21 protein-coding genes and 1 pseudogene are annotated in these 20,079 nt (G+C 70.2%); 11 read left to right on the plus strand and 11 right to left on the minus strand.

From position 1 onward, the window contains the following. Window positions 1–58: 58 nt before the first annotated feature. A complete protein-coding gene (locus tag AVS7_RS16470) occupies window positions 59–1,711 on the plus strand; it encodes an acetolactate synthase large subunit (protein ID WP_020230699.1) in 1,653 nt (550 codons plus the stop codon). Between the two features lie 22 nt (window positions 1,712–1,733). Here AVS7_RS16470 and AVS7_RS16475 read toward each other — a convergent pair. Both AVS7_RS16475 and AVS7_RS16480 read right to left on the minus strand, forming a co-directional pair. Continuing rightward, window positions 1,734–2,410, minus strand: a pseudogene (locus AVS7_RS16475) (YitT family protein). Between the two features lie 140 nt (window positions 2,411–2,550). Further along, window positions 2,551–3,048 (minus strand): outer membrane protein assembly factor BamE, encoded by a 498-nt coding sequence (locus AVS7_RS16480; protein ID WP_020230702.1) that lies wholly within the window; start codon window positions 3,046–3,048, stop codon window positions 2,551–2,553. 83 nt (window positions 3,049–3,131) lie between these two features. Here AVS7_RS16480 and AVS7_RS16485 point away from each other — a divergent pair, with 83 nt between their 5' ends. The 4 genes from AVS7_RS16485 (at window position 3,132) to AVS7_RS16500 (ending at window position 6,245) form a co-directional block, all read left to right on the plus strand. Further along, window positions 3,132–3,335, plus strand: coding sequence for a DUF3460 family protein (locus AVS7_RS16485; protein WP_020230703.1), 204 nt, complete (start codon window positions 3,132–3,134; stop codon window positions 3,333–3,335). Window positions 3,336–3,397: 62 nt separating this feature from the next. Next, window positions 3,398–4,225 carry a ScpA family protein gene (locus tag AVS7_RS16490; RefSeq protein ID WP_020230704.1) on the plus strand — a complete coding sequence of 276 codons (828 nt, stop codon included), beginning with the start codon at window positions 3,398–3,400 and terminating at the stop codon, window positions 4,223–4,225. Window positions 4,226–4,267: 42 nt separating this feature from the next. Next, complete coding sequence (nadB, locus tag AVS7_RS16495) at window positions 4,268–5,848, plus strand: L-aspartate oxidase (protein WP_020230705.1); 1,581 nt, start codon at window positions 4,268–4,270, stop codon at window positions 5,846–5,848. 37 nt (window positions 5,849–5,885) lie between these two features. Then, window positions 5,886–6,245, plus strand: a complete 360-nt coding sequence (locus AVS7_RS16500) for a 5-carboxymethyl-2-hydroxymuconate Delta-isomerase (RefSeq protein ID WP_020230706.1) — start codon at window positions 5,886–5,888, stop codon at window positions 6,243–6,245. Between the two features lie 103 nt (window positions 6,246–6,348). On the opposite strand, the gene AVS7_RS16505 is transcribed toward AVS7_RS16500, so the two are convergent. The 4 genes from AVS7_RS16505 to nadC form a co-directional block, all read right to left on the minus strand. Further along, on the minus strand, window positions 6,349–7,374 hold the full coding sequence (locus tag AVS7_RS16505) for a porin (RefSeq protein WP_024001716.1): 1,026 nt from the start codon (window positions 7,372–7,374) through the stop codon (window positions 6,349–6,351). A gap of 119 nt (window positions 7,375–7,493) precedes the next feature. Further along, window positions 7,494–9,281, minus strand: coding sequence for a chorismate-binding protein (locus AVS7_RS16510; RefSeq protein ID WP_020230708.1), 1,788 nt, complete (start codon window positions 9,279–9,281; stop codon window positions 7,494–7,496). A 59-nt stretch (window positions 9,282–9,340) separates the two neighbouring features. Beyond that, on the minus strand, window positions 9,341–10,450 hold the full coding sequence (gene nadA, locus AVS7_RS16515) for a quinolinate synthase NadA (protein ID WP_020230709.1): 1,110 nt from the start codon (window positions 10,448–10,450) through the stop codon (window positions 9,341–9,343). Next, window positions 10,447–11,331, minus strand: coding sequence for a carboxylating nicotinate-nucleotide diphosphorylase (nadC, locus tag AVS7_RS16520; protein ID WP_024001717.1), 885 nt, complete (start codon window positions 11,329–11,331; stop codon window positions 10,447–10,449). Before nadC ends, nadA begins: the two co-directional genes overlap by 4 nt. Window positions 11,332–11,399: 68 nt before the next feature. On the opposite strand from nadC, the gene panB reads away from it, so the two are divergent. Both panB and panC read left to right on the plus strand, forming a co-directional pair. Continuing rightward, a complete protein-coding gene (panB, locus tag AVS7_RS16525; RefSeq protein ID WP_020230711.1) occupies window positions 11,400–12,281 on the plus strand; it encodes a 3-methyl-2-oxobutanoate hydroxymethyltransferase in 882 nt (293 codons plus the stop codon). A gap of 29 nt (window positions 12,282–12,310) precedes the next feature. Further along, on the plus strand, window positions 12,311–13,153 hold the full coding sequence (gene panC, locus AVS7_RS16530; RefSeq protein WP_020230712.1) for a pantoate--beta-alanine ligase: 843 nt from the start codon (window positions 12,311–12,313) through the stop codon (window positions 13,151–13,153). A 202-nt stretch (window positions 13,154–13,355) separates the two neighbouring features. Here panC and AVS7_RS16535 read toward each other — a convergent pair whose 3' ends face one another. From AVS7_RS16535 to AVS7_RS16550, 4 genes are all read right to left on the minus strand, one after another. Then, window positions 13,356–14,351: an NAD(P)H-dependent glycerol-3-phosphate dehydrogenase gene (locus AVS7_RS16535; RefSeq protein ID WP_034691771.1), complete on the minus strand. Its 996-nt coding sequence runs from the start codon at window positions 14,349–14,351 to the stop codon at window positions 13,356–13,358. Window positions 14,352–14,406: 55 nt separating this feature from the next. After that, window positions 14,407–14,862, minus strand: coding sequence for a protein-export chaperone SecB (secB, locus tag AVS7_RS16540; protein ID WP_020230714.1), 456 nt, complete (start codon window positions 14,860–14,862; stop codon window positions 14,407–14,409). A 107-nt stretch (window positions 14,863–14,969) separates the two neighbouring features. Continuing rightward, window positions 14,970–15,227 carry a glutaredoxin 3 gene (gene grxC / locus AVS7_RS16545; RefSeq protein ID WP_020230715.1) on the minus strand — a complete coding sequence of 86 codons (258 nt, stop codon included), beginning with the start codon at window positions 15,225–15,227 and terminating at the stop codon, window positions 14,970–14,972. Between the two features lie 51 nt (window positions 15,228–15,278). Beyond that, window positions 15,279–15,686, minus strand: coding sequence for a rhodanese-like domain-containing protein (locus tag AVS7_RS16550; protein ID WP_020230716.1), 408 nt, complete (start codon window positions 15,684–15,686; stop codon window positions 15,279–15,281). Window positions 15,687–15,764: 78 nt separating this feature from the next. On the opposite strand from AVS7_RS16550, the gene gpmA reads away from it, so the two are divergent. The 4 genes from gpmA (at window position 15,765) to AVS7_RS16570 (ending at window position 19,333) form a co-directional block, all read left to right on the plus strand. Then, on the plus strand, window positions 15,765–16,508 hold the full coding sequence (gene gpmA / locus AVS7_RS16555; RefSeq protein WP_020230717.1) for a 2,3-diphosphoglycerate-dependent phosphoglycerate mutase: 744 nt from the start codon (window positions 15,765–15,767) through the stop codon (window positions 16,506–16,508). A 64-nt stretch (window positions 16,509–16,572) separates the two neighbouring features. Beyond that, window positions 16,573–18,009: a S41 family peptidase gene (locus AVS7_RS16560; protein ID WP_020230718.1), complete on the plus strand. Its 1,437-nt coding sequence runs from the start codon at window positions 16,573–16,575 to the stop codon at window positions 18,007–18,009. Between the two features lie 64 nt (window positions 18,010–18,073). Further along, complete coding sequence (locus tag AVS7_RS16565) at window positions 18,074–18,823, plus strand: molybdopterin-synthase adenylyltransferase MoeB (RefSeq protein WP_020230719.1); 750 nt, start codon at window positions 18,074–18,076, stop codon at window positions 18,821–18,823. 108 nt (window positions 18,824–18,931) lie between these two features. Next, on the plus strand, window positions 18,932–19,333 hold the full coding sequence (locus AVS7_RS16570; RefSeq protein ID WP_020230720.1) for a response regulator: 402 nt from the start codon (window positions 18,932–18,934) through the stop codon (window positions 19,331–19,333). A gap of 43 nt (window positions 19,334–19,376) precedes the next feature. Here AVS7_RS16570 and AVS7_RS16575 read toward each other — a convergent pair whose 3' ends face one another. After that, entirely contained in the window at window positions 19,377–20,009 is a 633-nt protein-coding gene (locus AVS7_RS16575) for a response regulator transcription factor (protein WP_020230721.1), read from the minus strand. Window positions 20,010–20,079: the final 70 nt, after the last annotated feature.

The following is a 20,079-nucleotide window of genomic DNA, read 5'->3' on the forward strand; positions in this document are numbered from 1 at the left end:
CCCCAGCGCTTACCCATCAAGCGCTAGCAGCTATTGATTTGAAAGCAAGGAGATTCCCATGAACGGCGCACAAGCCCTGCTCCAAACCCTGGCCGACGCGGGCGTGGAGGTCTGCTTCACCAACCCCGGCACGAGCGAGATGCACTTCGTCGCCGCGCTTGACACCGAGCCGCGCATGCGCGCCGTGCTGGCGCTGTTCGAGGGCGTGGCCACCGGCGCGGCCGACGGCTACGCGCGCATGGCCGGCAAGCCCGCCGCCACGCTCTTGCACCTGGGCTGCGGCCTGGGCAACGGGCTGGCCAACCTGCACAACGCGCGCAAGGGCAAGGTGCCGGTGGTCAACATCGTGGGCGACCACGCCACGTACCACACGCGCTACGACGCGCAATTGCAGTCCGACATCGAGACCGTGGCGCGCAACGTCTCGCCCGGCTTCGTGCGCACCGCGCAGAGCACCGCCGCGCTGGGCCGGGACGCGGCGGACGCGATTGCCGCCGCGCGCGGCCTGCCGGGCCAGGTGGCCACGCTGATCCTGCCCGCCGACGTGTCGTGGGGCGAAAGCGGCCAGCCCTGCCCGCCCCCGGCGGCGCCCACGCCCGCCACCGCGAGCGACGAAGCCGTGCAGGCCGCCGTGCGGGCCATCCGCTCGGGCGAGAAAACCATCGTGCTGCTCGGCGGCCACGCGCTGCGCGAGGGTGCGCTACGGGCCGCCGCGCGCATCGCCGCGCACAGCGGTGTGCAGTTGCTGGCCGAGGTCTTCCCCACCCGCATGGAGCGCGGCGCGGGTCTGCCTTTCGTCGAGCGCGTGGCCTATCTGGCCGAGCTGGCGGGCGTGCAACTGGCGGGCGCGCGGCACCTGGTGCTGGTGGATGCCAAGCCCCCCGTCTCGTTCTTCGCCTACCCCGGCAAGGCCAGCGACCTGGTGCCCGAGGGCTGCACGGTGCACACGCTGAGCAGCCCCGCGCAGGACGCGGCGGCCAGCCTGGACAAGCTCGCCGCCGCGCTGGGCGCCGCCGCCGAGCCGCCGCTGGCCCCCGCGCGGCGCCCGGAGCGCCCGTGCGGGCCGCTCACCGCGCCCAAGGTCTGCAAGGCCGTGGGCCACCTGCTGCCCGAGAACGCCATCCTGATCGACGAAGCCATCACCTCCGGCCTGATGCTGGGCACGATGACGGCGGGCTGCCCGCGCCACGACCTGCTGACGCTCACGGGCGGCGCCATCGGCCAGGGCCTGCCCAACGCCGTAGGCGCGGCCATCGCCTGCCCGGGCCGGCCGGTGATCGCGCTCATCGGCGACGGCACGGCCATGTACACCCTCCAGGCCCTCTGGAGCATGGCGCGCGAGCACCTGCACGTGGTATCGGTGATCTTCAACAACGCCAGCTACTCGGTGCTGAACGTGGAGCTGGAGCGCGTGGGCGCCGAGGAGGCAGGCCCCAAGGCCAAGTCGCAGCTCGACCTGAAAGGGCCGGTGCTGAATTTCGCGCAACTGGCCCAGGGCATGGGCGTGCACGCGGTGCGCGCCCGCACGGCCGAGGACTTCTGCCAAGCGCTGGAACATGCGCTGGCGCACCCGGGCCCGCATTTGATCGAGGCGCTGGTGCCCGAATCGCTCGCCGGCGCCAAGCGCAAGGTGCTGCCGTGGCTGCTCAAGTCGCTGCCCAGCCTGCCTGCGCCGGTGGCGCGCGCGCTCAAGCGCAAGATCGCGCCGTGACTCCGCCGCCCGCCATGGCGTATCAACCGCCCTGGTAGCGGCCGGGGCGGTGGCTCACCGCCAGGAACACGCCCATGACCACGGCGGCCAGCACCGACCAGGCCACGCGGTCCCACGGCACGACCCACAGCGCCAGCAGCACCACCGCGCAATCGATGGCCATCTGCACCTTGCCGGCACGCAGGCCATGGCGCTCCTGCAGGTACAGCGACACGATGGTGGCCCCGCCCAGGCTGGACTTGTGGCGCGCCAGGAACAGCACGCCGGTGCCCATCAGCAGGCCGCCGGCAATGGCGGCGAAGGCCGGGTGCAGGTAGTCGATGTGGATGAGGCGCGGCCCCAGCTCGGCGATCAGCGACAGGATGCCCACGCTGACGAAGGTCTTGATGGTGAAGGCGCGCCCGATGTGCTTCCAGGCGAACCAGTAGAACGGCAGGTTGATGGCGAAATAGATGGCGCCGAACGGCCAGCCCGTGGCGTAGTGCAGCACGAAGGCCAGCCCCGCGGTGCTGCCCGTGAGCAGGCCCGCCTGGGCGTACATCACATCATGGTCAGGCCCACGAACAGCGAGCCGGTGAAAAGCGCCTGGGCATCCTCGAACACGCCATGGCGCGGCGCGGCGTGCGGGGATGGGGCACCCGGCGCGGCGGCGCCAGGCAGGGAGACGGAAGCGGACGATGGGACGGTGCGGCTGGCCATGGTGAGGTTTCTCTGCAACGCGGGCCCGGCGCGGGTAGCGCCGGCGCGCGATCATCGCATGCAAAACTTACGCCTGTTTGGCAATAGGGGTTGCCCCAGGTTTGCACCACCCTGGTGCGGGCGCCACACGTCCGGGCCCGTCAGGGCCCGTCAGGGATTTTTTCGGCGCTGCCCGAGCGGCGCACCGTGCCGTCCGGGCCGAACACCACGGTGAAGATCATGTGGCGCGGGCCGTCGCCCCAATTCCAGTCCCACTCGGTTTCCTGCTTCAGGTCGTAGGTGATCCGCTTGGCGGGCTTGCCCAGCAGGCGGCGCACCTGCTCCTGCGCCATGCCCGGCTGCACCTTCTCGAAATGGTGCGGGGCCAGCACCTGGCGCAACGCGCTCATCTTGCCGTCGGCGCCGATGGTGATCATGTAGTTGCGCTGCCCGGCGGGCTGGCGGTTGTATTCCAGCGTGCGCGCGCCGCCGTCCTCGGGCCAGATGCGCTCGGGCTCGCCGAAGCGCTCGCGCACCTGCGCCTCGGTGGAGACGCCCTCCTCCAGCTCCCTGATGCGCTGGTCGTCGCAGCCCGCGAGCAGGGTGAGCAATGCCAGCGCGGAAGCGCCCGCGCCCTTGAGCCAGTGGTGTATCGCCATAGGGTTCGATCCGTTGTTTCCCTCTTTTATAGCCTGCCCGGTAAAATACCCGGTTGCCATAAGAACACCCGCCCACCAGAACCATGTCCTTCTTCCGCCGCCCGGACTACGAGTCCGACACCACCCAGTTCATCAACCAGCTCAAGGCCACCAAGCCCGAGCTCGACGCGCAGCAGCGCGCCGGCCGCGCCTTGTTGTGGGACAAGCAGGTGGACCGCGACATCTGGCAGGAATACAACGCGGGCCGCGTGGCGCAGCAGCCCTACGTGTACCAGTCGAAATCCTAGCCAAAATAGCCTCCAGCGCCCGTCCAGCAAGCGCAACCAGCTATTGAACTCATAGCAAACGCATGACAGCGGCTCCGCAGGACGAAGCGCCCATGCCCGAGGTGGTGGACCAGGTGGCGCTGGCGCGCCTCTACGGCGAGCCGCTGTTCGCGCTGCCGCAGGACCTGTACATCCCGCCAGACGCGCTGGAGATCTTCCTGGAGGCCTTTGAGGGGCCGCTGGACCTGCTGCTCTACCTGATCCGCAAGCAGAACTTCAACATCCTCGACATCCCCATGGTGGATGTCACGCGCCAGTACCTGGGCTACGTGGACGAGATCCGCAGCCGCAACCTGGAGCTGGCCGCCGAATACCTGCTCATGGCGGCCATGCTCATCGAGATCAAGTCGCGCATGCTGCTGCCGCCCAAGCGCCAGGAGGGCAGCACCGAGCCCGAGGACCCGCGCGCCGAGCTGGTGCGCCGCCTGCTCGAGTACGAGCAGATCAAGCTCGCCGCGATGCGCCTGGCCCAGGTGCCGCAATATGGGCGCGACTTCCTGCGCGCGCAGGTCACCATCGAGCAGAGCCTGCAGCCGCGCTTTCCCGACGTGAACCTGGCCGACCTGCAGGAAGCCTGGCGCGACATCCTCAAGCGCGCCAAGCTCGTGCAGCACCACCGCATCACGCGCGAGGAGCTGAGCGTGCGCGAGTACATGAGCATGGTGCTCAAGACGCTGCAGGGCCGGCGCTTCGCCCCGTTCGAGGACCTGTTCCAGCCCGAGAAAGGCAGCACCGTGCTGGTGGTCACCTTCATCGCGCTGCTGGAGCTGGCCAAGGAAACCCTCATCGAGATCACCCAGGCCGAAGCCTTCGCGCCCATCTACGTGCGGCTGGCCTATACACCGGCGTGACCGCGCTCCCCGCTGCGCCGGCCATCGCGTAACGTCACGGCCATGGCATCACACGACTTCGACGTCCTCATCGTGGGCAGCGGCCTCGCCGGCCTGTCGGCCGCACTGCACCTCGCACCCACGCACCGCGTGGCGGTCATCACCAAGCGCGCGCTGCACGACGGCGCCAGCGGCTGGGCCCAGGGCGGCATCGCCGCCGTGCTGGCCGAGGGCGACAGCTTCGACGCGCACGTGCAGGACACGCTGGTGGCCGGCGCCGGCCTGTGCGACCTGGCGGCCACGCGCTTCGTGGTGGAGCACGCGCCCGAGGCCATCCGCTGGCTGCAGGGCCTGGGCGTGCCGTTCTCGCAGGAGGACGGCGCGCTGCACCTCACGCGCGAGGGCGGCCACGGCGCGCGGCGCATCGTGCACGCGGCCGACGCCACGGGCGCGGCCGTGCAGCGCACGCTGATCGACGTGGTGCGCGCAACGCCGGGCATCACGCTGTTCGAGCACCACACGCTGGTGGATCTCATCACCGCGCGCAAGCTCGGTCTGCCGGGCGGGCAGCGCTGCCTGGGCCTGTACGCGCTCCATGAGGCCACGGACGAGGTCGTCACCTTCCGCGCGCCGCAGACCATCCTGGCCACGGGCGGCGCGGGCAAGGTCTATCTCTACACCACCAACCCCGACACGGCCACGGGCGACGGCATCGCCGCCGCGTGGCGCGCGGGCTGCCGCATGGCCAACCTGGAGTTCATCCAGTTCCACCCCACCTGCCTGTACCACCCGCACGCCAAGAGCTTCCTCATCACCGAGGCCGTGCGCGGCGAGGGCGGGCGGCTCCTGCTGCCCGACGGCACGCGCTTCATGCCCCAGCACGACGCGCGCGCCGAGCTGGCTCCGCGCGACGTGGTGGCCCGCGCCATCGACTACGAGATGAAGCGCCACGGCCTGGACTGCGTGCACCTGGACATCTCGCACCAGAGCCCTGCGTTCCTGCAGGCGCACTTTCCCAACATCCTCGCGCGCTGCGCGGAGCTGGGCATCGACATCACGCGCCAGCCCATCCCCGTGGTGCCCGCCGCGCACTACACCTGCGGCGGCGTGCTCACCGACCTGGCGGGCCGCACCGACCTGCCGGGCCTGCTGGCCATCGGCGAGACGGCCTGCACCGGCCTGCACGGCGCCAACCGGCTCGCGAGCAACTCGCTCGTGGAATGCATGGTGTACGCGCGCGCGGCCGCCCAGGCCGTCGCACAGGCGCCGCGCGCCGAACTGTCCGCGCTGCCGCCGTGGGACGACAGCCAGGTGACCGACGCCGACGAATGCGTGGTCATCTCGCACAACTGGGACGAGCTGCGCCGCTTCATGTGGGACTACGTGGGTATCGTGCGCACCGACAAGCGCCTGGAGCGCGCCGCGCACCGCATCGCGCTGCTGCAAGGCGAAATCCACGAGTTCTACGCCCACTTCCACGTCACGCGCGACCTGCTGGAGCTGCGCAACCTCGTGCAGGTGGCCGAGCTGATCGTCAGGAGCGCCCAGATGCGCCGCGAAAGCCGCGGCCTGCACTTCAGCCGCGACTGGCCCGCGCTGGCCGCCCCCGCCGCGCCCACCATCCTCGTGCCACCCGTGCGCTGAGCCCCCCGATTTCCCCCCCCACTCCCAGGAGACCACCATGCCGCACCTGATCGTCGAGTACAGCCCCAACCTGCCCTCCTACCCGGAGGCCGAAGCGCTCGCCGCGCTCAACGCCGCCGTCTGCGCCAGCCCCGAGGTGCTGGACGAGGCCGACCTGAAGACCCGCTTCGTACGCGCCGGCAGCTTCGAAATCGGCACCGCGCCGGCCCAGCGGGCCTTCGTGCACGCGCAGCTGCGCCTGCTGTCGGGCCGTTCGCCCGAGACCAAGAAGGAGCTGGCCGGCCGCGTGGCCGACGTGCTGCGCCGCCTCACGCCCCGGCCCGCGGGGGTGCTGGTGCAGCTCAGCGTGGAAATCGTGGACATGGACCGGCCGTCCTACGTGAAGGAACGGCTGTAGGCACGCAAAAAGCCGCTGCGGGGACGCACCCCTCAGCGGCCTGCGCACCGCGCCCGGCCCGCTCGCTTCCCCACCAGGTGGACCGAGCCGTTGCGGGACGTTCTTAGAAGGTGTGGCGGATGCCGACCTCGTAGCCCGTGATGTCCTTGCCCTTGGCGGGCGTCGGGCTCAGCGACGAGGCCAGCTTGCGTGCGGCCTGGCCGTCGTTGGACAGGCGGGCCACCGCGCCGTACAGCTCCGTGCGCTTGGAGAGCTTGTAGCCATAGCCCAGCGCCAGGCGCTGCGAGTCGTTGTCGCTCTTCTTGTCTTCATACTGGGTGTAGGCGGCGCGCAGCTCGCCGTTGCCCAGCGCCATCTTCAGGCCCACGCTGTACAGGTCCACGCGCGCGCCGTTGCCACGCTCCGAGGCGATCAGCAGCATGGGCGTGAAGCCGCCCAGCTTGTAGGACGCGCCCACGTTCATGGCCTTGTAGTTCACGCCATCGGCCGCCGTGCCGCCGCGCGTGATGCCGTAGCCCACGGCCACGTCCAGCGGACCGCTGGCGTAGCCCAGGCGCATGCCGGTGGCGCTCTTGAGGCTGGTATTGCCCGCTTCCTCGCCGAAGGAATGGGCCACCTGGCCATACAGCCCGCCCATCTTGGGCAGCAGGTAGCTGATGCCGTTGGACATACGCTTGGGCGACGAGCCCTCGGCCGTGCCCGCAGCGGAGCCGCTGATGAGGCTGTGGCCGTTGATGCCGCCCATGCCGGTGTCGCCGAAGGCGTGGAAGGTCTCCAGGTTCAGGTACGTGGGCGTCTTGTCGCGGCCCAGGCGCAGCTCGCCGAAGTCGCCCAGCAGGCTCACGGTGGAGCGGCGATCGAACTTGAAGCCCGAGCCGCCGTCATCCACGTTGATCCCGCCTTCCAGCCAGAAGCCTGCCTTGAGCCCGCCGCCCAGGTCTTCCACGCCGCGAAAGCCCAGGCGGCTGCTGGCGTTGCCACCGTTGGCCAGGCCGGTCACGTTCTTGCCGGAGGTGGAGAGGTGCGCGACGGACACATCCGCCACGCCGAAAAGGGTCACGCTGCTGGTGCTTTGGGCCGAGGCGGAGGCGGCAGCCGCGGCGGCCAGGGCGAGGAGTAGTCGTTTCATGCTGTTCGTTGGTTCGTATGGAGGAAGAGCCGCGAGGCGGCCATGCCGCCTGCGGCCCGGCCCCCCTGCGAGGGGCTGGAACCATTAGACGAACCGTACGTTACAAATCAGGGACAACCCTAGGCCGTGCCGGCCTTTGCCGACGCCAGCGTGGCCGGCAGCCACCCGCGCAGGCTGTTCACGAAGGCCCATTGCTCCACGCGCGGCACGTCGGCCAGGCGCACCACGGCCTCCGCCATGCGCCCCTCGCGCAGCGCCACGGCCCGGCCCACGCCGGGCAGCAGGCCGCACGAGAGCGGCGGCGTGACCCAGCGGCCGTCCAGCCGCATGGCGAGGTTGCCGAAGGTGGATTCGGTGATCTCTCCCGCCTCGTTGTAGAGCACGGTGTCGAACACGCCCGCGCCCGCCGCCGGGGCGAAGGCCGCGTAGTGCGCGCGGCGCGTGGTCTTGTGGCGCGTGAACTCGCCCTGCGCCTCGGCGAAGGGCCTGTCCGCCAGCGCCAGCCGCACGGGCACGGCGGTGTCCTGCAGCGCGAAGGCCTCGGCGCGCGGCTGGCCGTGCCTGTCCAGCAGCAGCCGCACGCGCCATGCGCCCTGCGGGTGGCACGCGGCCAGGGCATCGAGGCAGGCCTGCACGCGCGGTGCGTCCCACGGGTAGCCGAAATGCGCGGCGCCGGCCTGCATGCGGGCCAGGTGCTCGCCCTGGTGGCGGAACCGGCCGCCGTGCAGGCCCAACGTCTCCAGCAGGTCGAAGGGCTGGCTGGCGCGCTCCACGAACGCACGCTTGGCGGCCCATTCGCGCCATTCGGCCGCAGGGTCGGCGCCCCAGACGATGCCGCTGCCGATGCCGCAGCGCGCCTCCCCGCCGCGCAGCTCCACGGTGCGGATGGGCACGTTGAACGTGGCGGCGATGCCCCCCGCCTCATCGGGCCGCACCACGCCCACGGCGCCGCAGTACACGCCGCGCGGCGCGTCCTCCAGCGCCCGGACCATGCGCATCGCCTGCACCTTGGGCGCGCCGGTGATGGAGCCGCACGGGAACAGCGCGCCGAACACGTCGGCCAGCCCCGTGCCCGCACGGGTGCGCGCCACCACGTCGGAGGTCATCTGCCACACGGTGGGCAGCGGCTGGGTGTGGAACAGGGCCGGCACGCGCACGCTGTGCGGCTCGGCGATGCGCGAGAGGTCGTTGCGCAGCAGGTCCACGATCATCACGTTCTCGGCGCGCTCCTTGGCGCTGGCGCGCAGCCGCTCGGCCTGCAGCGCGTCGTCGCCAGGCGTGGCACCGCGCGAGGCGGTGCCCTTCATGGGCCGCGCGAGGATCTCGCCCGTGCCCTGCGGCCCGGCGCGCCAGTCGAAGAACAGCTCGGGCGAGACCGAGAGCACCCGCGCCCCGTCGCCGCCGTCGATGCACGCCGCGTAGCCGCCGGGCTGCGCGCGCAGCAGCGCGTCGAACAGCGCGCGGGCGTCGCCCTCCAGCCGACCGCGCAAGGGCGCGGTGTGGTTGACCTGGTAGAGCACGCCCTCCCCGATGGCCTGCTGGATGCGCGCCAGCGCGGCGTCGAACGCGGCGCGGCCGGGCAGCGTGTGCCAATGCACCGTGGCCTCCCCCTGCGGCCCGGCCTCGGGCCAGGGCAGCGGCGCATCGTGCACGGTGAACCAGGCCAGCGGCCCGTCGGTCGCATGGGTGGCGAATGCCGTGTCGAACGCGGGCGCGGCCTCGTAGCGCAGGCAGCCCAGCACCCAGGCGCCGGCGCGCGCGGCGGCTTCCACGGCCTGCAGCACGGGACGCACCTCGTGCAGCGCGCGGGCCGCGAGCACGGCGCGCGGCGGGCCGAAGGCGTGGCGCAGGCGCGGCCCGGCGGGGTCGCGCGGGTCGGCGAAGTCGATCAGGGCGGTTTCAGTCAAATTGGCCTCCAGCGCTTATCCAGAAAGCGCCAGCAGCTATCAAAACAAAAGCAGCGGCATCAGGCCGCGCCGAAGTGCGGCACCAATGCGCCCGGCGCCTGGCCGTTCCTGAGCGCGGCCGTGAAGGCGAGCATGCGGTCGATGGGCTGGCACGCGCGCGGGACCAGGGCCGGATCGACGTGGATGGCGTTCGCTCCCGTCTCCAGCACGCGGGCCACGTCGGCCAAGCCGTTCATGGCCATCCAGGGGCAGTGCGCGCAGCTCTTGCAGGTGGCGCTGTTGCCGGCGGTAGGGGCTTCGTAGAAGGTCTTGCCGGGGTTGAGCATGCGCAGCTTGTGCATCATGCCGTTGTCGGTGGCGACGATGAATTCCTGCGCATCCATCTCGCGCGCGGCCTTGAGGATGGCGCTGGTGGAGCCCACCGCGTCGGCCAGGGCCACGACCTCGGCGGGGCTTTCGGGGTGCACGAGCACCTTCGCGCGGGGGTGCTCCTTGATGAGCAGTTCCAGCTCCAGCGCCTTGAACTCGTCGTGCACGATACACGCGCCGTTCCAGAACACCATGTCCGCGCCCGTCTGCTGCTCGATGTACGCGCCCAGGTGGCGGTCGGGCGCCCAGAGGATCTTGTGGCCCGCGGCCTTCAGCGCGCCCACGATGTCCAGCGCGCAGCTCGACGTGACCAGCCAGTCGGCGCGCGCCTTCACTGCGGCGCTGGTATTGGCGTAGACGACCACGGTGCGGTCAGGATGCGCGCCGCAGAAGGCGCTGAACGCATCGGCGGGGCAGCCCAGGTCGAGCGAGCAGGTCGCGTCGAGGTCGGGCATGAGCACGGTCTTCTCGGGGCTGAGTATCTTGGCCGTCTCGCCCATGAAGCGCACGCCGCTCACCACCAGGGTCTGTGCCTCGTGGTCGCGGCCGAAGCGCGCCATCTCCAGCGAGTCGCTGACGATGCCGCCGGTGTCCTCGGCCAGGTCCTGCAGGTCCGGGTGCACGTAGTAGTGCGACACCATGACCGCGTTCTTTTCCTTGAGCAGGCGGCGGATCCTGTCCTTGAGCGCCGCACGCTCGGGCGCGGAAGGCTCGGGCGGCACGCGCGCCCAGGCATGGCGCGTGGCGCATGCGGCGCCCTCGGCGGGCTGCTCGTACTCGACGTCGATCACGGCGCTCATGCCAGCTCCCGCAGGCGCATGGAGAAGTCGGTGGCCTTCACGTCCTTGGTCAGCGTGCCGATGGAGATGCGGTCCACGCCCGTCTCGGCCAGCGCGCGCAGGCCGTCCAGCGTGACGCCGCCCGAGATTTCCAGCACCGCACGGCCGGCGTTGATGCGCACCGCCTCGCGCAGCGTGTGCAGCGGCATGTTGTCCAGCAGCACCATGGTGGCCCCGGCCTGCAGTGCCTCGGCCAGTTGCTCCAGCGTTTCCACCTCGATCTCGATGAACTGCGCCTGCGCGGCCACGGCCTGCGCGGCCACGGCCTGCGCGGCGCGCAGCACGGCCGTCACCCCGCCGGCGGCGGCGATGTGGTTCTCCTTGATGAGCACGGCGTCGTGCAGGCCGATGCGGTGGTTGGTGCCCCCGCCCGTGCGCACGGCGTATTTCTGCGCCAGGCGCAGGCCCGGCAGCGTCTTGCGCGTGTCCACGATGCGGGCGCGCGTGCCTGCCACGGTGTCCACGTAGGTGCGTGTCTTGGTGGCCACGGCCGACAGCAACTGCAGGAAGTTGAGCGCCGTGCGCTCGCCCGACAGCAGCGCGCGGGCGTTGCCCTCGATCTCCAGCACCACCTGGTCCGGGGCGCAGCGCTGGCCCTCGGTCACGTGCCAGCGCAGTTGCACGGCGGGGTCGAGCGCGCGCAGCGCCGCCTCCACCCACGGCGCGCCGCAGACCACGGCCGCCTCGCGCGCCAGCACGCGCGCGCGGGCGCGCCGCGCGGGATCGATCAGGCCGGCCGTGAGGTCTCCCGCGCCCACGTCCTCCCGCAGCGCGCGGTCCACATCCTCGCGGGCCAGGGCCGCCAGCGCCGCGCCATCCATCACATTGCTCAGGGTCGTCATGGGCGGCAAGCATAGCGGCATCGCATAGACTCGCCGGACTTTTCACCCCCGCTCCGCGGACTGCCTCCATGACCCACGCCCCCGTCACTGCCGGCACGCCCTACGGCACCCTGCCCCCCGCATCGCCGCTGCCCCAGCGCAAGCCCATCAGCCTGCCGCGCCTGGCGCAGATGCGCGAGGCGGGCGAGAAGATCACCATGCTCACGGCCTACGACGCCACCTTCGCGGCCGTGGCCGACGCAGCGGGCGTGGAGTGCATCCTGGTGGGCGACTCGCTGGGCATGGTCTGCCAGGGACTGCCCAGCACCGTGGGCGTGACGCTGGAGGCCATGGCCTACCACACGGCCAGCGTGGCGCGCGGCCTGCACCGGGTGCAGGGCACGGCCTGGCTCATCGCTGACCTGCCCTTCGGCAGCTACCACGAATCGCGCGAACAGGCCCTGCGCAGCGCCTGCCAGCTCATGCAGGCCGGCGCCCACATGGTCAAGCTGGAAGGCGGCGGCTGGACGGCGCCCACGGTGCAGTTCCTCGTGGAGCGCGGCGTGCCCGTGTGCGCGCACCTGGGCCTGACGCCGCAGACGGTGCACGCCCTGGGCGGCTACCGCGTGCAGGGCAAGGACGAGGCCGCCGCGCGCCAGCTGCGCGCCCACGCGGCCGAGCTGCAGGACGCGGGCGCCGCCATGCTGGTGCTGGAGATGGTGCCCGCGCCGCTCTCGCGCGCGCTCACGGCAGAACTGGCGCACTGCCACACCATCGGCATCGGCGCGGGCAGCGGCACGGCGGGCCAGGTGCTGGTGATGCACGACATGCTGGGCGTCAACCTGGGCAAGAACCCGAAGTTCGTGCACAACTTCATGCAGGACGCCGGCAGCGTGCGCGGCGCCATCGAGGCCTATGTGCAGGCCGTCAAGCAGGGGCGCTTCCCCGACGACGCGCTGCACGCCTGGTAATCCCCTTTCTTTCCTTTCCGCTCCACGCCATGCACATCGCCCATTCCATCGCCGACCTGCGCGCCGCCCTTGCCGGGCGCGGGCGCCCCGCCTTCGTGCCCACCATGGGCAACCTGCACGACGGCCACCTCTCGCTCATGCGCCAGGCCACGCGGCTGGGCGACATCTCCGTCGCCAGCATCTTCGTGAACCGGCTGCAGTTCCTGCCGCACGAGGACTTCGACAGCTACCCGCGCACCTGGGACGCCGACTGCGCCAAGCTGGAGGCCGCCGGCTGCGACGTGCTCTTCGCGCCGCGCGAGCACGACCTGTACCCCGAGCCGCAGACCTTCAAGGTGCACCCCGATCCGCAGATCGCCGACATCCTCGAGGGGCACTTCCGTCCCGGGTTCTTCGTGGGCGTGAGCACGGTGGTGATGAAACTCTTTTCCTGCGTGTTCAGCGGCGGCGCGGGCAGCGCCGTGTTCGGGCGCAAGGACTACCAGCAGCTGATGGTGATCCGCCAGATGGTGCGCCAGTTCGCTCTGCCCATCGAGATCGTCGCGGGCGACACCTGCCGCGCCGAGGACGGCCTGGCGCTCAGCTCGCGCAACGGCTACCTGAGCGCCGCCGAGCGCGCCGAGGCCGTGCAGCTGAGCCAGGCGCTGCGCGCGCTGGCACAGGCCGCCAGCGCGCCGGGCGCGGACCTCCCGGCGCTGGAAGCGCAGGCCATGGACGCGCTGCGCGCGCGCGGCTGGCAGCCCGACTACGTCACGGTGCGCCAGCGCAGCGACCTGCTGCCGCCCGCGGGCGCCGTGCAGCCCGGCACCCTGGTGGCGCTGGGCGCCGCGCGGCTGGGCAGCACGCGGCTCATCGACAACCTGGAATTCTGACTGCACGCGCATCGGCGCTCGCCTACAGCGGCGCGCCGCTCCGTCGCACACTGGGGCCGCGGGGGCCTGGATATGGTCAAGCCATCGCTTCAACCACTCCCCAGGAGACCTCCATGCCCATCATTCTCTGGCTTCTCGGTGTTCCACTGTCCATCGTGCTGCTGCTGATGCTGTTCGGCATCGTGTAAAAGGCAGGCGCGGATCAGCCCGCTTCCACGGCGGGGTCGCGCCCCATGAGGGCCGCCACCACGTCGCTCGGCTTCACATGCCCGTCCAGCAGGCCCACCACGGCCTGCGCGATGGGTATTTCCACGCCCAGGGCCCGCGCGCGCTCCACGACAGTGCGTGCGCAGTACACCCCTTCGGCCACGTGCCCGAGCGAGGCCGTGGCTTCTTCGAGCGTCTTGCCTTGCGCCAGCAGCAGGCCCACGCGCCGGTTGCGCGACAGGTCGCCCGTGGCGGTGAGCACCAGGTCGCCCATGCCCGACAGGCCCATGAAGGTCTCGCGCCGCGCGCCCAGGGCCACGCCCAGGCGGGTCATCTCGGCCAGCCCGCGCGTCACCAGCGCGGCGCGCGCGTTCAGGCCCAGCGCCAGGCCGTCGCACAGGCCCGTGGCGATCGCCAGCACGTTCTTCACCGCCCCTCCCACTTCCACGCCCACCACGTCGTCGTTGGCGTAGACGCGCAGCGCCGGGCTGTGGAACGCGGCGACCAGCGTCTCCCGCACGGCCGGCTGGGCGCTGGCGGCCACCAGTGCGGTGGGACGGGATTGCGCCACTTCCAGCGCGAAGCTGGGCCCGCTGAGGACGCCGCTGGGCAGCAGGGGCGCGACCTCGGCGCAGACTTCGTGGCCCATGCGCCCGGTGCCGGATTCAAAGCCCTTGCACAGCCAGGCCACAGGCACGCGCACGTCTTTCAGCAGCGTGAGCATGGGCCGCAGCGCGGCCATGGGGGTGGCGACGATAACCAGGTCGGCCGCGCGCGCCAGCGCCACCACGTCGCCTTGCGCGCTCAGGGAGAGCGCGGGCGGAAATACCTGGCCCGCCAGGTAGCGGGCATTCTCCCGCGCGGCCTGCATGGCCGCGGCCTGCGCGGGGTCGCGCGCCCACAGGGTCACGGCATGGCCCGCGGGGTGGGCCGCCGCGCTCATGGCCATGGCGGTGCCCCAAGCCCCTGCGCCGAGAACTACTATTTTCATAGCTGCTCGCGCTTGCCTGGCAAGCGCTAGAGGCCAAAAAGGCTATGAGCCTCGCTTATTGCGCCGTGGCGTTGATGGCCTCGGCTGCGGCGGCCTGCTGCTGCTCGTACATGGCCTGGAAGTTGATTTCGGCCAGGTGCACGGGCGGGAAGCCTGCGCGCGTGATGGTGTCGGCCACGTTGCCGCGCAGGTAGGGATAGACGATCTGCGGGCAGGCCACGCCGATCACGGCGCCCATCTGCTCCTCGGGGATGTTGCGGATCTCGAAGATGCCGGCCTGCTTGGCCTCGACCAGGAACACGGTCTTGTCCTGGATCTTGGTCTGCACGGTGGCCGTCACCGCCACTTCGAAGATGCCCTCGGCCACCGGCGTGGCTTCCACGCCCAGCTGGATGTCCACGCTCGGCTGCTCCTGCTCCAGCAGGATGGCGGGCGAGTTGGGCTGCTCCAGCGACAGGTCCTTCAGGTACACGCGCTGGATCTGGAACACGGGGTTTTCTTGGTCGGCCATGGTGTCAATCTTTCAAGGCAAAAACGAAGCGACAAAACAAAGCCCGCCCGGGAATCGCTCCCGCAGCGGGCACTTGGGGGTGCATTATGCAGCGCCGGGCGGGGGCGTCAGCCCGCCAGCAGCGGCGCCAGGCCGCCACGCCCGTCCAGGGCCACGAGGTCGTCGTGCCCGCCCACGTGGGTGTCGCCGATGAAGATCTGCGGCACCGTGCGCCGGCCGGTGATGTCCATCATGTGCTGGCGGGCGGCGGGGTCGGTGTCCACGCGGATCTCCTCGATCTGCTCCACCCCCTTGAGCTTGAGCAACTGCTTGGCGCGGATGCAGTAGGGGCAGACGGCGGTGGTGTACATCTTCACGGCTTGCATGGGGCGGGCCTTTCGCGTTGTTTCTGGAAGATTCCGGCAGATGGGGGCGGATCAGGCCTTTTCAACCGGCATGCTGGCGGCCTTCCACGCGGCGAGCCCCCCGGCGAGCGCCTGGGCCTTGTCGTAGCCCAGGCCCTTGGCGATGCCCACGGCACGCTGCGCGCGCGCGCCCTTGGCGCACACCAGGATCACCGGCACGGCCTTGTTCTTGGCGACCTGCGGCAGGCGCTCCTGCAGCTGGCCCAGCGGCACGTTCTTGGCGCCGCCCACGTGGCCCGCCGCGAACTCCTCGGGCTCGCACACGTCGATGACCACGGCCTTCTCGCGGTTGATGAGCTGCACGGCCTGGGCCGCGCTCACGCCGCCCATGCCGGCGCCCTTGAGCAGGGGCACCAGCAGCATGGCGCCGGAGGCCAGTGCCAGGAAGATCAGATACCAGTTGTCGAGAATGAAATTCACAGCGAGGGGCCTTCAGCGGAAATGCAAACCTGCAATTCTAGAATGTCGGGTTTTTGACCTGACTGCTCTAGGGCCACCATGCACAAACTCGTTCTGATCCGCCACGGCGAATCCACCTGGAACCTCGAGAACCGCTTCACCGGCTGGACCGACGTGGACCTGACCCCCACCGGCATCGAACAGGCCAAGAACGCCGGCCGCCTGCTCAAGGCCGAGGGCTATGAGTTCGACCTGGCGTTCACCAGCGTGCTCAAGCGCGCCACGCGCACGCTGTGGCACTGCCTGGACGAGATGGACCGCACCTGGCTGCCCGTGGAGCACAGCTGGCGCCTGAACGAGCGCCACTACGGCGCGCTGCAGGGCCTGAACAAGGCCGACATGGCCAAGCAGTACGGCGACGCGCAGGTGCTGGTCTGGCGCCGCAGCTACGACACGCCCCCGCCGGCGCTGGAAGCTGCCGACCCGCGCAGCGAGCGCGGCGACATCCGCTACGCGGGCCTGCCCGCCGACCAGGTTCCGCTGACCGAATGCCTCAAGGACACCGTGGCGCGCGTGCTGCCCTACTGGAACGAGGCCATCGCCCCGGCCATCCGCTCCGGCAAGCGCGTGGTGATCGCGGCGCACGGCAACTCCATCCGCGCGCTGGTCAAGTACCTGGACGGCATCTCCGACCAGGACATCGTCGGCCTGAACATCCCCAACGGCATCCCCCTGGTGTACGAGCTGGACGCCGACCTCAAGCCCTTGCGCCACTACTACCTGGGCGACGCCGAGGCCGCAGCCAAGGCCGCGGCGGCCGTGGCCTCGCAAGGCAAGGCCTGAGCCTGGGGAACCGCCCCGGGCCGGCGCCCTCCAAGGTGTATATTGAAGCGACAAAGGTGTTTCCATGGGCCACAAACTGAAAATTGCGGGTTGGGTGTCGGCCGGCGCCCTGGCCGGGGCGCTGACCACGGTATCGCTGCAGACCGTGGCGCGCGGCGCGATGACGCCGCTGCCGCTGGAGGAGATCCAGCAGCTGTCGGCCGTCTTCGGGCTGGTCAAGACGGATTACGTGGAACCCGTGGACGACAAGAAGCTCATCACCGACGCCATCTCGGGCATGGTGGCCAGCCTCGATCCGCATTCCCAGTATTTCGACAAGAAGTCGTTCAAGGAATTCCGCGAGGGCACCACGGGCCGCTTCGTCGGGGTGGGCATCGAGATCACGCAGGAGGACGGCCTCGTCAAGGTCGTCTCGCCCATCGAAGGCTCGCCCGCCGACCGCGCAGGCCTGAAGACGGGCGACCTCATCACCAAGATCGACGACACGGCCGTCAAAGGCCTGTCGCTCAACGACGCCGTCAAGAAGATGCGCGGCGAGCCGAACACGCAGGTCACCCTGACCATCTTCCGCAAGGACGAAAGCCGCAGCTTCCCCGTGACCATCACGCGCGAGGAGATCAAGACCCAGTCCGTCAAGGGCAAGGTGGTCGAGCCCGGCTACGCCTGGATCCGCCTGTCGCAGTTCCAGGAGCGCACGGTGGACGACTTCGTGCGCAAGGTCGAGGAGGTCTACAAGCAGGAGCCTCGCCTCAAGGGCCTGGTGCTGGACCTGCGCAACGACCCGGGCGGCCTGCTGGACGCCGCCGTGGCCGTGTCCGCCGCCTTCCTGCCCGAGAACGTGACCGTGGTTTCCACCAACGGCCAGCTGGCCGAGAGCAAGGCCACCTTCAAGGCCGCGCCCGAGTTCTACCAGCGCCGCGGCAGCGGCGACCCGCTCAAGCGCCTGCCGGCCGGCATCAAGACCGTGCCCCTGGTGGTGCTGGTCAACGAGGGCTCCGCATCGGCCAGCGAGATCGTGGCCGGCGCGCTGCAGGACCACAAGCGCGCCACTATCATGGGCAGCCAGACCTTCGGTAAGGGCTCGGTGCAGACCGTGCGGCCGCTGGGCCCGGACACGGGCATCAAGCTCACCACGGCGCGCTACTACACCCCCAGCGGCAAGTCCATCCAGGCCAAGGGCATCGTGCCCGACGTCATGATCGACGAGACCGCCGAGGGCGACCTCTTCGCCTCGCTGCGCATGCGCGAGGCCGACCTGGAGAAGCACCTGACCAGCGGCCAGGGCGACGAGGTCAAGGACGCAGCGCGCGAGAAGGCCCGCGAGGAAGCCCGCAAGCGCCTCGAAGAAGAAGCCAAGAAGCCCAGCGCCGACCGCAAGCTGCCCGAGTTCGGCAGCGACAAGGACTTCCAGCTCGCCCAGGCGCTGCAGCAGCTCAAGGGCCAGCCGGTGCTGGTCAGCAAGACGCTGACCGAGCGCAAGGAAGAGAAGAAGGACGACTGAGCGCGCCGCCGCGCTCGGTCCCAGGCCGGCCCTCCCCCGAGGCCCGGCCTTTTTCATGGCCCCTATGAACGACGACCAACTGCTGCGCTATTCGCGCCACATCCTGCTCGACGAGATCGGCATCGAAGGCCAGGAGCGCATCCTGGCCGCGCACGTGCTGATCGTGGGCGCGGGCGGCCTGGGCTCGCCTGCGGCGCTGTTCCTCGGCTCGGCCGGCGTGGGCACGCTCACGCTGGTGGACGATGACGTGGTGGACCTCACCAACCTGCAGCGCCAGATCGCCCACACCACGGACCGCGTGGGCAGCGCCAAGGTCGAATCGGCCGCCCAGGCGGTGCGCGCCATCAACCCGCACGTGCAGCTCCACACCGTGCGCGAACGCGTGGGCCCGGCGGCGCTGGAGCGCCTGGTGGCCGCGGCCGACGTGGTGCTCGACTGCACGGACAACTACGCCACGCGCCAGGCCATCAACGCGGCCTGCGTGCACGCCGGCAAGCCCCTGGTGGCAGGCGCTGCCATCCGCTTCGACGGACAGGTCTCGGTGTACGACCCGCGCCGGGGCGGCACGCCCTGCTACGCCTGCCTGTTTCCTCCGGATGCCGCCTTCGAGGAAGTGCAATGCTCCACCATGGGGGTATTCGCGCCCATGGTGGGCATCATCGGGACCATGCAGGCCGCTGAAGCGCTCAAGCTCATCGCGCAGGTGGGCACGCCGCTGGCTGGCCGTCTGCTGATGGTCGACGGGCGGGACATGCGGTGGACCGAAATGCGCACGCAGCGCGACCCCCACTGCGCCGTCTGCGGCACCCGGTAGGAATACTCCTACGCAGGCAGCCCGAAGCTGCTGGCAGAATCGCGCCACCCTCGCCCCTACAGTCAGGTCGAGGCCGCCTTCCCGACGGGGGCCCGAACAGGAATGCCCGTGAAATTGCGCACATACATCGTCGAAGACAACGCCACCATTCGCGAAAACCTGATCGGGACCCTGGAAGAACTGGCCGCAGTGGAAACCATTGGCGTCGCGGAAACCGAGTCCGAAGGCAAGGAGTGGCTGGCCAGCCATGGGTCGCAGTGGGACCTGGCGATCGTGGACCTCTTCCTGCGCGAAGGCAGCGGCCTGGGCGTGCTGGCAGCATGCCGCGACCGCTTGGCCGACCAGAAGATGGTAGTGCTCAGCAACTACGCGACGCCCGACGTGCGCATGCGCTGCGCGCAGCTGGGCGTGGACGCCGTGTTCGACAAATCCAATGAGATCGATGCGCTGGTGGACTACTGCATCGCGCACGGGGCCCGGCGCGCGGTGGCCAAGCCGGTGGCAGGGTAAGGCCCCGCCGGGCCATCCATTGCGGATGGCCCGTTGCTGCTTTTCAATCGATGAGCTTGTTCTTGAGCGCGTAGTACGTGAGGTCGCTGTTGGAGGACAGGCCCATCTTCTCCATCAGGCGCGTGCGGTAGGTGCTCACGGTCTTCACGGACAGCGACAGCGACTTGGCGATCTCGCCCGCCGTCTCGCCCTTGGCGAGCTTGAGGAACACCTGGAATTCCCGCTCCGACAGCTGTTCGTGCGGCGGAGCATCGTCCTTGCGGTTGAGCTGCTGCGCCAGCAGGTCGGCCACCGCCGGCGTGAGGTAGCGCCGGCCCAGGGAGATGGTGCGGATGGCCTCCACGATCTCCTTGGGCTCGCATTCCTTGTTGAGGTAGCCGCTCGCGCCCTGGCGGATCAGGTTGATGGCGTAGTGCTCCTCGGGATAGCCGCTCAGGATGAGGATGCCCATGTCGGGCGCCTTGGCCCGCAGCATGGCCAGCGCATCCAGCCCGCTCTGGCCGGGCATGGACAGGTCCATCACCAGCACGTCGATCTCGTTCATGCGCACGAGGTCGATGGCTTCCCTGCCGTTGGCGGCTTCGCCGACCACCCGCAGGTCCACATGCTCGGAGAGAAACTGCTTGAGCCCGGAGCGGACTATCGCATGGTCATCCACAATGCCGATCTTGATCATTGAGCCTTCTTTCGCAAGGGGGTGCTTCGCGCGCCCGTGTGAGATATGGTTTCGACCCGCTCATCCAGCG

The organism is Acidovorax sp. MR-S7, from assembly GCF_000400995.2.
Lineage (GTDB): Bacteria > Pseudomonadota > Gammaproteobacteria > Burkholderiales > Burkholderiaceae_C > MR-S7.